The sequence below is a fragment of the Achromobacter pulmonis genome, assembly GCF_021733725.1.
GTDB classification, from domain to species: Bacteria; Pseudomonadota; Gammaproteobacteria; order Burkholderiales; family Burkholderiaceae_B; genus Achromobacter; species Achromobacter pulmonis.
Window position 1 is genome coordinate 3128415 of sequence record NZ_JAIFOT010000001.1, and the last position, 11905, is coordinate 3140319.

Annotated in this window: 10 protein-coding genes; 5 read left to right on the top strand and 5 right to left on the bottom strand. The window is 67.2% G+C overall.

Annotated elements, in window-relative coordinates:
• Genes K2W61_RS14475 through K2W61_RS14490 form a run of 4 tightly spaced genes read right to left on the bottom strand, consistent with a single transcriptional unit; the run spans position 1 to position 3803 of the window.
• Entirely contained in the window at positions 1–570 is a 570-nt protein-coding gene (locus K2W61_RS14475) for a biliverdin-producing heme oxygenase (RefSeq protein ID WP_236755887.1), read from the bottom strand.
• Entirely contained in the window at positions 567–1220 is a 654-nt protein-coding gene (locus tag K2W61_RS14480) for a hypothetical protein (protein WP_175134882.1), read from the bottom strand. Before K2W61_RS14480 ends, K2W61_RS14475 begins: the two co-directional genes overlap by 4 nt.
• Positions 1221–1228: 8 nt before the next feature.
• Positions 1229–1594 (bottom strand): response regulator, encoded by a 366-nt coding sequence (locus tag K2W61_RS14485; RefSeq protein WP_175134881.1) that lies wholly within the window; start codon positions 1592–1594, stop codon positions 1229–1231.
• 16 nt (positions 1595–1610) lie between these two features.
• On the bottom strand, positions 1611–3803 hold the full coding sequence (locus tag K2W61_RS14490; RefSeq protein WP_236755888.1) for an ATP-binding protein: 2193 nt from the start codon (positions 3801–3803) through the stop codon (positions 1611–1613).
• A 134-nt stretch (positions 3804–3937) separates the two neighbouring features.
• Here K2W61_RS14490 and K2W61_RS14495 point away from each other — a divergent pair, with 134 nt between their 5' ends.
• Complete coding sequence (locus tag K2W61_RS14495; protein ID WP_175134879.1) at positions 3938–4465, top strand: carboxymuconolactone decarboxylase family protein; 528 nt, start codon at positions 3938–3940, stop codon at positions 4463–4465.
• Between the two features lie 32 nt (positions 4466–4497).
• Here K2W61_RS14495 and tal read toward each other — a convergent pair whose 3' ends face one another.
• Positions 4498–5451, bottom strand: coding sequence for a transaldolase (gene tal / locus K2W61_RS14500; RefSeq protein WP_175141552.1), 954 nt, complete (start codon positions 5449–5451; stop codon positions 4498–4500).
• Between the two features lie 222 nt (positions 5452–5673).
• On the opposite strand from tal, the gene carA reads away from it, so the two are divergent.
• The 4 genes from carA (at position 5674) to K2W61_RS14520 (ending at position 11897) form a co-directional block, all read left to right on the top strand.
• The gene (gene carA, locus K2W61_RS14505) at positions 5674–6828 is read left to right on the top strand and encodes a glutamine-hydrolyzing carbamoyl-phosphate synthase small subunit (RefSeq protein ID WP_175134877.1); all 1155 of its coding nucleotides are present in this window, start codon (positions 5674–5676) and stop codon (positions 6826–6828) included.
• Positions 6829–6838: 10 nt separating this feature from the next.
• On the top strand, positions 6839–10081 hold the full coding sequence (gene carB, locus K2W61_RS14510) for a carbamoyl-phosphate synthase large subunit (protein ID WP_175141551.1): 3243 nt from the start codon (positions 6839–6841) through the stop codon (positions 10079–10081).
• A gap of 48 nt (positions 10082–10129) precedes the next feature.
• Positions 10130–11026 carry a lipid A hydroxylase LpxO gene (gene lpxO / locus K2W61_RS14515; RefSeq protein ID WP_175134875.1) on the top strand — a complete coding sequence of 299 codons (897 nt, stop codon included), beginning with the start codon at positions 10130–10132 and terminating at the stop codon, positions 11024–11026.
• Between the two features lie 88 nt (positions 11027–11114).
• The gene (locus K2W61_RS14520; protein ID WP_236755889.1) at positions 11115–11897 is read left to right on the top strand and encodes an SDR family oxidoreductase; all 783 of its coding nucleotides are present in this window, start codon (positions 11115–11117) and stop codon (positions 11895–11897) included.
• Positions 11898–11905: the final 8 nt, after the last annotated feature.

Below are 11905 nucleotides of genomic sequence, written 5' to 3' on the forward strand. Positions count from 1 at the left end.
TCAGGCCCGCAGCGCGCGCTGCGCCCGCAGCCAGGTGGTGAGGCTGTCGAAGGCGTCCAGGGCGCCGCGCAGGGCTTGCGTTTCCTGGCCGCGGGCGCAGTCGTCCAGGCAGGCCAGGAACGCCTTCCACAACGTGCCGGTGTCGTCGCCATAGCCGCGCAGGTAGCGCAGCGGCAGCGGCGGCACGGCGTCTTGCAGCCGCTTGGCCAGGAAGCGGCCGCCCAATTGCGATCCTTCCACCACGTAGGCCACGCCCAGCGCATAGGCGTCGGCCGCCCGGGGCACGGGCACGTCGAGGCATTGCGGCGCCGGCGATGCATCGCCAGCGGCCAGCAGGTCGGCGCGGATCAGCGCGCTCTTGCCGGCCCGGGTCGCAGCCTGCAGGCCCGCCGGCCACGGCAGCCGCCACAATGGCCGTTCCACCGGTTCGAGCCAGCCCAGCAGGGCGCGCAGATAGGCCAGATAGCGAGTCTGATCGAGATCGGCGTCGCTCAACGCCAGCCCCTGGTCCAGGGTTTCGTGGCGCTCGCGGGTGCCGTCGCGCAGCACCTGGTGCACGGGGGAGATCATGCGGGTTCCCGGCCGGTGGCGGCGGGCAGGCGCAGCGACCAGCAGTGCGCCTGACGCTCCAGGCGCCAGCCCGCCTCGCTGGCCAGCGCCTCGATGTCAGCCGGAGTGAACAGGCCCGCTGCCGCCGGCGCCTGCGCCGCGGGGGGCAGGCGGAAGTGCCAGGCGACCGGGTCGGCGGCGTCCAGTTCCAGCTCGGCGCCCTCCGGCAGCCAGGGCAGCAGGCACAGCACGCAGGCCATGAGCAGATAGCGCGCGTCGAAGGCCGGCAGCTCGACCGGCGCGGGCGTCTCCGGCCAGCGGACCCCGCGTTTGGACCACATCAACTGCGAAAACAACAGCTTGCGGCATTCCCGCAGCAGCGCCGCGGCGGGCTGAGTGGCGCCGTTGTCGTCAAGCCACTGGTCCAGGCCGCGGATCTCCGCCACGCTGTCCTCCAGCATTTGCTGCAGTTCGCCCGCCAGGCGCTGGGTGCGCTGCCGCAAGGCCTCGGCATCGGCGTTTTCGGGTGCCTGGCGCAGCATGGCGGCCGCCACGGTGGCGTTGGACAGCGGCGAGATGGCCTCGTGCCGCAGGACCGGGAAGATTTGCGCCAGCACTTTGAAACGCACGCCCTGCGCGACCAGGGCGGAATGAGGGGAGATGGCGAGCATCGGCGGCCTCAGCCGGCTTGCCGCAGCACGGTCAGCAACGCATCCGGATCGGCGGGCTTTTCGATCCAGTCGTCGAACAGGCTGGCCGCATCCTGGTGCCGCTCGTGGCGTGCCAGGCCGCTCAGGGCGTAGATGCGGGCGCCGGCGTTGCGCGCGCGCAGCTGCCGGGCCAGCTCATAACCATCCATGTCGGGCAGCAGGATGTCCACCAGGACCGCCTGGGGTTCGAAGTCCGCGGCCTGTGCCAGCGCGTCCTCGCCGTTACCGGCGCAGCGCGTCTCCAGCCCGGACATGGCCAGGAATTCGGCCAGCAGTTCCGAGCCCATTTCATTGTCGTCGACCAGCAGGACGCGTAACGCGCGCGCTTCGTTCAAATGATGTCTCCAGGATTCAGGGGGCCTGCGGCGCGTCCAATCCGCGCGGCAGAGTGACTGTGAAAATGACCAGGCCGTCGCGGCAGGCGACGGCGATGTCGCCATCATGGTCGCGTACCACTTGCTCGGCAATATACAGGCCCAGCCCCAGGCCGGTGCGGTTGCGCGATTGGCCCAGCGATTCCGGCTTGAAGGGCGAGAACAGGTGCGCCATGACGTCGTCGGGAATCGGCGCGCCGTGATTGGCCACGACCAGTTCGATGGTATCGTCCGCCAGCCGGGCCGTCACGCGGATCGGCATGCGCGGCGCGCCATGCTGGCGCGCGTTGCTCATCAGGTTGGTGACCACCTGGGCGATGCGGTCGGTGTCGGCCATCAGGCGCAGCCCGGGCGCGATCTCCGGTTCGATCAGCAGCCCCGGATAGGCCTGGCGCTTTTCGTCGATCAGGCCGTTGAGCAATTCGGACAACTGGCATTGGCGCTTCTCGATGCCCAGCCCCATGCCCCCTTGCAGCCGCGACAGGTCCAGCACCTGCGAGATCAGCCGCTGCATGCGGCCGCTCGAATAGCGGATGCGTTCGCCCATGCGGGCGCCGGAATCGGTCTTGGACAGCAGTGTGGCCGCCATCGAGATGGATTGCAGCGGGTCGCGCAGATCGTGGCCCAGCATGGCCAGCAGGGCGGTACGGGCGCGGTCGACGTCGGCGGCGCGGCTGGTGGCGATATGCGACAGCTCGTCGCGCAGGTTGTCGACCGTTTCCAGTTCGGGCGGCAGCCACGGCGCGCTGGTGTCGCGCACGACCTCGCGCCAGGCCTCGAACGAACCGCGCGGCGTCAGGCGCGGGCCGAGGGTGCCCACGGCATATTGCTTCTCGGGCTTGCCGCCCCAGACCAAGGTCTCGACCTGCTCGCGCCGCAGCCAGATCAGCCAGCCGTTGTTCATGGGGTCGAACTTGCAGGCCAGCAGGCCGGCGTAGGGCACCAGGTCGGTCTGCAGGCCGGGGTAGTCGCGGGCGATATTGTCGGTGTGCACCAGCCGCTGGCCGCTCTGGTCCAGCGCGCACAGGATGCCGGCCAGTTCGCCGCGCGGCGCGATGCCGCCGAACACCGTCACGCTGTTGCCCCACAGGCACAGCGCGGCGTCGTTGGGCACCAGCGCGGCGGGCGTGTCCGGCGTGCCGGACAAGGCCTGGTGCACGTTTTCGGATTTCGATACGCGTTCGGCCAGGCGGCTGACCAGCGCGGCGCTGCGGCGCGCCTGTTCGGCGCGTTCACGGCCTTCGATATTGGCCAGCGCCGCCGACAGTACCTGCGCCAGCGCTTCGCAGGCCAGCCGGGCCGAATAGGGGATATGACGCGGCGCATGGTGATGGCAGGCGATCATGCCCCACAGCCGGCCACCCAGCACCAGCGACAGGCTCATGGAAGCGCGCACCCCCATGTTTGCCATGTATTCCAGGTGTACCGGCGAGACGCTGCGCAGCACTGAAAAACTCAGGTCCAGCGGCGCATGCGCCGGCCCGTCCTCGCCCAGCACGCGCACCGGCTGGTACTGGGCGTCGGCGATCTGGCGCAACGTGTTCACCGTGTAGAGGCGGCGCGCCTGGGCCGGAATGTCGCCGGCCGGATAGCGGCGGCCGACCCAGTCTTCCAGGGTGGCGTCGCCGCGCCGCTCGGCCACGATTTCGCCGCTGTCGTCGGGATGGAAGCGGTACGCCATGACCCGGTCGAAGCCGGTGGCGCGCTGCACCGCCTGGACGGTGTGGTCGAGCAGGGAGGCGATGTCGCGCTGCGACCGGATCCGTTCGATGCCGCGATAGATGCGCGCGGGCTCGGCAATGCCGGTGGCGTCGCCGCGGCGTTCCAGTTCGATCAGCGTCAGCGCGTCGGTGTTGCGATGGGCGATGACGTCGTAGGTATGCGCGCCGAGCGTGATGGCGAGCGGGTCGAAGACCGGGTCGGCGCTGGCCAGCCAGCCCGGCAGCAGGTGCGCGAGTTCGGGCGGCAGGGTGCCCGGCGCGCAGCGGTGGCCCAGCGCCAGCGGCACGCCCAGGGCCTGCGGCGCATCCTCGCTGGCATAGCGCAGTACGCCCGCGCTGTCGAACGCCAACAGCACGCCCAGGGGCTGGATGGCACCCGGCACGTGGATCGGTTCGCTATCGCAGTTGGCGAGCGTGACAGGTGGATGCGACTGGGGAGGCGCATTCATTCTAGGCGGGTCCTGGAGGTGCGCAATGTTCTGTCATTATGTCAAAGTTCTTGCGAATGTGTGCAGTTGCAGCGCCCCGGTCTTTTGGCCTTGGCCGGCCTTAGGATCTTCGTTTTCATCCCTATGGAGTTTTCATGGCACGTCTTCCCTACGCCGATCTGTCCCATCCCGAGGCGCGGCCGTTGGTCGAACGCATCGTCGCCGAGCGCGGCAGCGTGCTGCATCTGTACCAGATGCTGCTGCACAGCCCGGCGGTAGCCGGCGGCTGGCTCAACTACCTGACGTCCATCCGCCAGTTGTCGACCCTGCCGGGCGATATCCGCGAACTGGTGATCATGCGGGTGGCGGCGGTCAATGGCGCGCCCTACGAAGCCGACCAGCACGCGCCGATCGCGCTGAAAGAGGGCGTGTCGCAGGCCCAGCTGGATGCCTTGCCGGACTGGGAGGCGTCGACGCTGTTCAGCGAACGCGAACGCGCGGTGCTGGCCTACACCGACGCCATGACGCGCCAGGTGCAGGTGCCCGAGCCGGTGTTCCAGGCGGCGCGCGCCGCCATGGGGTCGGAAAAACTGATCGTCGAGCTGACCGCCACGGTCGCCGCCTACAACATGGTGTCACGCTTCCTGGAAGCGTTGCAGGTGCATTCGCACGACCATCGCTGAAGGCCCGCCCGGGCGTGGCCCGGCCGGGCCGGTCAGGCGCGCTGCGCCTCGATCAGCGCGTCCAGCTTGATGGCATCGGCCACGAAGGCGCGGATGCCCTCGGCCAGCTTGTCGCTGGCCATGGCGTCGTCGTTGAGCTGGGTGCGGAAGGCCACTTCGTCCGAGGCGACGCGGGCGATGTCGCTTCCCACCGCGTCGGCGCGCAGTTGCGGCGGCGCGTCGCCTTCAGTCTGCGCCAGCTGGGTCAGCAGCTCGGGACTGATGGTCAGCAGGTCGCAGCCCGACAGCGCCAGGATCTGGCCGACGTTGCGAAAGCTCGCGCCCATGATCTCGGTGGCGATGCCGAAACGCTTGTAGTACTGGTAGATGCGGGTCACCGACTGCACGCCGGGGTCGCGCGCGCCGGCATGGTCGGCCTCGACCCATGCGGCTCCGGCCGCCTTCTTGTGCCAGTCGTAGATGCGGCCGACGAAGGGCGAGATCAACTGCGCCTGGGCGTCGGCGCAGGCCACCGCCTGCGGCAGCGAGAACAGCAGCGTCAGGTTGCAGCGCACGCCCTCGGCCTGCAGCGCGCGGGCGGCCTGGATGCCTTCCCAGGTGGAAGCGATCTTGATCAGCACGCGTTCGCGCGGCACGCCAGCGGCTTCATACAGCGCGATCAAGGCGCGCGCGCGCTCGATGGTGGCGCGGGTGTCGAACGACAGACGCGCGTCCACCTCGGTCGAGACGCGGCCGGGCACGATGTCCAGGATGGCGCGGCCGAAGGCGACCAGCAGGCGGTCCATCAGTTCGGGGGTGGGGGCGCCGCGGTGGTCGCGGGCGGTCTTTTCGAGCAGCGGGCGGTAGGCATCCTGCTGCACGGCCTTGAGAATCAGGGACGGATTGGTGGTGGCGTCGGTGGGACGCAGCGCCTTCATCGCTTCGAAATCGCCGGTGTCGGCGACAACGGTGGTGTGATTGCGCAGGGCGTCAAGTTGGCTGGACATGGGCAATACGGCTCGCAACATCGGGGTTGAAGGTGTCTTAGCGTATCACCGCCGTGGCGGCGGCGCTGTCACCGTTGGTATGGCGGCGGCAGGGCGCGGATGGACGGGCGCGGCACCTGAAATCTCCGATCTCAGCCTTATTTGGCGCGGTTCCCCGGGAAAAACGCCCGCTCAAGGTATAATTCCAAGGTTTGATTATCGATTCTAAAACCGGGGTTTACTGTGCTGCCGCAACTCTTTCCCGAGGGGATCAACCGCTTCCCTCCTGCAATTCTGGCTCTGGCGGACGGTACCATTTTTCGAGGCGTGTCGATCGGTGCGCCTGGCCATACCGTCGCCGAAGTGGTGTTCAACACCGCGATGACCGGGTACCAGGAAATTCTCACCGATCCCAGCTATAGCGGCCAGATCGTCACGCTGACCTATCCGCACATCGGCAACACCGGCGTCAACGCCGAGGACGTCGAAGCCAACCGTGTCTACGCCGCCGGCCTGGTGGTGCGCGACTGTCCCGCCCGCGTGTCGAACTTCCGTTCCACGCAATCGCTGCCCGAATACCTGTCCGAACAGGGCATCGTCGCCATTTCCGGCGTCGACACCCGCAAGCTGACCCGCATCCTGCGTGAAAAGGGCGCCCAGGGCGCCTGCATCTTCGTCGGCACCGACGCCGAGCGCGCCGTCGAACTGGCGCAAGGCTTCGCCGGCATGGCCGGCCAGGACCTGGCCAAGGTCGTCTCGATCAAGTCCAGCACCACCTGGACCCAAGGCACCTGGCAACTGGGCGAAGGCTACACCCAGCCCGAGCAGTCCAGGTTCCATGTCGTGGCCTACGACTTCGGCATCAAGTCCAACATCCTGCGCCTGCTGGCCGACCGCGGCTGCCGCCTGACGCTGGTGCCGGCCGAGACCAGCGCCGAGGACGTCCTCAAGCTCAACCCCGATGGCGTGTTCCTGTCCAACGGCCCCGGCGACCCCGAGCCCTGCGACTACGCCATCGACGCCACCCGCGTGTTCCTGGACAAGAAGCTGCCGGTGTTCGGCATCTGCCTGGGCCACCAGATCATGGGCCTGGCGGTGGGCGGCAAGACGCTCAAGATGAAGACCGGCCACCACGGCGCCAACCACCCGGTGCAGGACCTGGCCTCCAAGCGCGTCTTCATCACCAGCCAGAACCACGGTTTCGCGGTCGACGCCGCCAGCCTGCCGGCCAATGCGCGCGTCACGCATGTCTCGCTGTTCGACGGCACGCTGCAGGGCTTCGAGCTCACCGACCGTCCGGCCTTCTGCTTCCAGGGCCACCCCGAAGCCAGCCCCGGTCCGCACGACATCCTGGAGCTGTTCGACAAGTTCATCAGCCTGATGTCCGGCCAAAAGTAAAGATTGCATCATGCCCAAGCGTACAGACCTAAAAAGCATTCTCATCATCGGCGCCGGCCCCATCATCATCGGGCAGGCCTGCGAATTCGACTATTCCGGCGCGCAAGCGTGCAAGGCGCTCAAGGCCGAGGGTTACCGCACCATCCTGGTGAACAGCAACCCCGCCACCATCATGACGGACCCGGAAACGGCCGACGTCACCTACATCGAGCCCATCACCTGGCAAGCCGTCGAAAAGATCATCGAGCGTGAAAAACCCGATGCGCTGCTGCCCACCATGGGCGGCCAGACCGCGCTGAACTGCGCGCTCGACCTGGCCCACCACGGCGTGCTGAAAAAGCACAACGTCGAACTGATCGGCGCCAACGAGCACGCCATCGAAAAGGCCGAGGACCGCCAGAAGTTCAAGCAGGCCATGACCGACATCGGCCTGGAATCGGCCAAGTCGGGCGTCGCCCACAGCATGGACGAAGCCTGGGAAGTGCAGCGCCGCATCGCCGCGGAAGTCGGCACCTCGGGTTTCCCCGCCGTGATCCGCCCCAGCTTCACCATGGGCGGCTCGGGCGGCGGCATCGCCTACAACGCCGAAGAATTCGAAACCATCTGCCGCCGCGGCCTGGAAGCCTCGCCCACCAGCGAACTGCTGATCGAAGAGTCGCTGCTGGGCTGGAAGGAATTCGAGATGGAAGTGGTTCGCGACAAGGCGGACAACTGCATCATCGTCTGCTCCATCGAGAACCTGGACCCCATGGGCGTGCACACCGGTGACTCCATCACCGTGGCGCCGGCCCAGACGCTGACCGACAAGGAATACCAGATCATGCGTAACGCATCGATCGCGGTGTTGCGCGAGATCGGCGTGGACACGGGCGGCTCGAACGTGCAGTTCGCGGTCAACCCCAAGAACGGCCGCATGATCGTCATCGAGATGAACCCGCGCGTGTCGCGTTCGTCGGCGCTGGCGTCCAAGGCCACGGGGTTCCCCATCGCCAAGGTCGCCGCGCGCCTGGCCGTGGGCTACACGCTGGACGAGCTCAAGAACGAAATCACCGGCGGCGCCACGCCCGCCTCGTTCGAACCGTCGATCGACTACGTGGTCACCAAGGTGCCGCGTTTCGCCTTCGAGAAATTCCCCACCGCCGACGCACGCCTGACCACCCAGATGAAGTCCGTGGGTGAAGTCATGGCCATCGGCCGCACCTTCCAGGAATCGTTCCAGAAGGCGCTGCGCGGTCTGGAAGTCGGCGTCGACGGCCTGAACCAGAAGACCACCGACCGCGAAAAGCTGCAGGTCGAACTGGGCGAACCCGGTCCGGAACGCATCTGGTACGTGGGCGATGCCTTCGCCCAGGGCTTCTCGCTGGACGAAGTGCACAACATCACGCACATCGACCCGTGGTTCCTGTCGCAGATCAAGGAAATCGTCGATATCGAGCTGGCGCTCGAACAGAAGACGCTGTCCGACCTGGACCAGGCCACGCTGTGGGAACTGAAGCGCCGCGGTTTCTCCGACCGCCGCCTGGCATTCCTGCTGGACACCGTCGAATCCGAGGTGCGCAAGCTGCGTCACCAGCTGAACGTGCGTCCGGTCTACAAGCGCGTGGACACTTGCGCCGCCGAATTCGCCACCCGCACGGCCTACATGTACTCGACCTACGAGGAAGAGTGCGAAGCCGCGCCCACCGACCGCAAGAAGATCATAGTGCTGGGCGGTGGCCCGAACCGCATCGGCCAGGGCATCGAGTTCGACTACTGCTGCGTGCATGCCGCGCTGGCGCTGCGCGACGACGGGTACGAGACCATCATGGTCAACTGCAACCCGGAAACCGTCTCGACCGACTACGACACCTCCGATCGCCTGTACTTCGAGCCGCTGACGCTCGAGGATGTGCTGGAAATCGTCCACAAGGAAAACCCGGTCGGCATGATCGTCCAGTACGGCGGCCAGACCCCGCTGAAGCTGGCGCGCGCGCTGGAAGCCAACGGCGTGCCGATCATCGGCACCAGCCCCGAATCCATCGACATCGCCGAAGACCGCGAGCGCTTCCAGAAGCTGCTGAACAAGCTCGGCCTGCGCCAGCCGCCCAACCGCACGGCCCGCACCGAAGCCGAGGCCCTGGCCCATGCCGCCGAAATCGGCTACCCCCTGGTGGTGCGTCCCAGCTACGTGCTGGGCGGCCGCGCCATGGAAATCGTGCACGAGCAGCAGGACCTCGAACGCTACATGCGCGAGGCCGTCAAGGTCAGCAATGACTCGCCGGTGCTGCTGGACCGCTTCCTGAACAACGCCACCGAAGTCGACGTCGACTGCCTGGCCGACGGCGAAACCGTCTTCATCGGCGGCGTCATGGAACACATCGAGCAGGCCGGCGTGCACTCGGGCGACTCCGCCTGCAGCCTGCCGCCGTACTCGCTGTCGGCAGACGTCATCGCCGAGATCAAGCGCCAGACCTCCATGATGGCCAAGGCCCTGAACGTCAGCGGCCTGATGAACGTGCAGTTCGCCATCCAGGGCGGCGACGTCTATGTGCTGGAAGTGAACCCGCGCGCCTCGCGCACGGTGCCCTACGTGTCCAAGGCCACCGGCCTGCAGCTGGCCAAGATCGCCGCGCGCGCCATGGCCGGCCAGACGCTGGCGGCCCAGGGCATCACCCGCGAAGTCGTGCCGCCTTACTTCTCGGTCAAGGAAGCCGTGTTCCCGTTCGTCAAGTTCCCGGGCGTGGACACCATCCTCGGTCCGGAAATGAAGTCGACCGGCGAAGTCATGGGCGTGGGCACCAGCTTCGGCGAAGCCTTCGTCAAGTCGCAGCTGGCCGCCGGCGTGCGCCTGCCGGAATCCGGCACGGTGTTCATCAGCGTGAAGAACCAGGACAAGCCCCGCGCCGTGGAAGTGGCGCGCGGCCTGCACGCCCTGGGCTTCAAGCTGGTCGCCACCCGTGGCACCGCGGCCGAGATCGAAGCGGCCGGCATTCCGGTGCAACTGGTCAACAAGGTCACCGAAGGCCGTCCGCACATCGTCGACATGGTCAAGAACGGCGAGATCGCGCTGGTCATCAACACGGTCGAAGAGCGCCGCAACGCCATCGTCGACTCGCGTACCATTCGGACGCAGGCGCTGGCCGCGCGCGTGACCTTCTTCACCACCATCGCCGGCGCCCGCGCGGCCGTCGAAGGCATGCAGTACCTGCGTCAAGGCCTCGGCCTGCAGGTCTATCCGCTGCAGGAACTTCACGCGTCTTTGTTGGACAAATAGTGCTTGGGCGCGCAGGGGGCGCGCTTCAAGTGAGTCAAGGACAAAAGAATGAAGTGGTTCATTCTGGCGTTGTTCATCGTGTGCGCCACGGTCGTCCACTACCGTGGCCGCATACGACACCGGTTCTCGCGGCAGGCGTTGGATCACTCCACCTTCACCGCCCCGCTGAACTGTTTCATGTACGCGTTCTCCGGCGTGCCCAACAAGCCCTATCTCGACCTGGATCAATTCCCTGAATTGAAGGTCTTGCTGGACCACTGCGAGGACATCCGGGCCGAGGCCGTCAACCTCTACGGGGACGGCCACATCAAGGCCTCGGACAAGTACAACGACGCGGGTTTCAACTCGTTCTTCAAGACGGGTTGGAAGCGCTTCTACCTGAAGTGGTACGACGCGGACCATCCCTCGGCCGAGGCCCTCTGCCCGGTCACCACCAAGCTGCTGGCGGGCATCCCGACCATCAAGGCGGCGATGTTCGCCTCGCTGCCGCCCGGCAGCCGCCTGCCGCGCCACCGTGATCCCTACGCCGGTTCGTTGCGCTTTCACATGGGCCTGATCACGCCGAACAGTCCGGACTGCTACATCAATGTCGATGGCCAGGAATACCACTGGCGCGACGGCGAGGCGGTGGTGTTCGACGAGACCTTCATCCACTACGCCGAGAACAAGACCGACCAGAACCGGATCATCCTGTTCGCGGACGTCGAGCGCCCCATGCGTTACCGCTGGGCCCAGGCGTTCAACCGCGTGGTCGGTGGTTTCCTGTTGCGCGCGGCGGCCGCGCCCAACCAGGAAGGCGACGCCACTGGCGGCATCAACCGCATCTTCGGCGTGGTCTATGCCGTGCGCCGTTTCGGCAAGGCGCTCAAGAAGAAGAGCAAGCCGCTGTACTACCTGTCCAAATGGGCGCTGGTGGCGGCGATCTTCGCGCTGATCTTCCTGTAAGCCGCGCTCCGGCGTTCCTGTAGCATAGCGGGCGGAGCCTCTCACCCGGGAGGCTCCGCCCTTTTCATCCGACCCGGGGCCAGCCTCCATGGACAGAGTATTCATCACCGGCGCCAGCAGCGGCCTGGGCCGCGCCCTGGCGCAGCGCTACGCCGCCAGCGGCGCCACGCTCGGCCTGCTGGGCCGGCGCGAGGACGCGCTGCGCGAATTGGCCGCCAGCCTGCCCGGCCAGCACCGCTGCTACGCCGTGGACGTGTGCGATCGCCAGGCGCTGCATGCCGCCGCGCGGGATTTCATTGCCTTCTGCCAAGGGCGGGTGGACGTGGTCATCGCCAGCGCCGGCATCAGCGCCGGCACGCTGACCGGGCAACACGAGGACTACGACGTTTTCAAGGCCATCGTCGATACCAACCTGTTGGCGACGGTGGCCACCTTCGAGCCGTTTGTCGAGCCGATGCGCGAGGCCGGTGGCGGCCGGCTGGTGGGCATCGCCAGCGTCGCCGGCGTGCGGGGGTTGCCGGGCGCGGGCGCCTACAGCGCCTCGAAATCGGCGGTGGTGACCTACTGCGAAAGCCTGCGGCTGGAACTGGCGGGCGACGGCATCCGCGTCGTCACCATCGCGCCGGGCTACATCAGGACCGCGATGACGGCCCACAACCCGTACAAGATGCCGTTCCTGATGGACGCCGACAAGTTCGCGCAGCGCGCCCATGCGGCCATCGGGCGCGGCACGTCCTACACGGTGATCCCGTGGCAGATGGGTGTGGTGGCGAAGCTGATGCGCCTGCTGCCCAACGTGGTCTACGACCGGCTGGCGCGCAACGCGCCGCGCAAGCCGCGCAAGCCGCGCAAGGCGGACAAGGCCGGCTGAGCCGGCGC

Excerpts from the sequence above, each read along its gene's own strand:
- K2W61_RS14475 (WP_236755887.1), bottom strand. The coding sequence starts at position 570 with ATGATCTCCCCCGTGCACCAGGTGCTGCGCGACGGCACCCGCGAGCGC.
- K2W61_RS14480 (WP_175134882.1), bottom strand. The coding sequence starts at position 1,220 with ATGCTCGCCATCTCCCCTCATTCCGCCCTGGTCGCGCAGGGCGTGCGT.
- K2W61_RS14490 (WP_236755888.1), bottom strand. The coding sequence starts at position 3,803 with ATGAATGCGCCTCCCCAGTCGCATCCACCTGTCACGCTCGCCAACTGC.
- K2W61_RS14495 (WP_175134879.1), top strand. The coding sequence starts at position 3,938 with ATGGCACGTCTTCCCTACGCCGATCTGTCCCATCCCGAGGCGCGGCCG.
- tal (WP_175141552.1), bottom strand. The coding sequence starts at position 5,451 with ATGTCCAGCCAACTTGACGCCCTGCGCAATCACACCACCGTTGTCGCC.
- carB (WP_175141551.1), top strand. The coding sequence starts at position 6,839 with ATGCCCAAGCGTACAGACCTAAAAAGCATTCTCATCATCGGCGCCGGC.
- lpxO (WP_175134875.1), top strand. The coding sequence starts at position 10,130 with ATGAAGTGGTTCATTCTGGCGTTGTTCATCGTGTGCGCCACGGTCGTC.
- K2W61_RS14520 (WP_236755889.1), top strand. The coding sequence starts at position 11,115 with ATGGACAGAGTATTCATCACCGGCGCCAGCAGCGGCCTGGGCCGCGCC.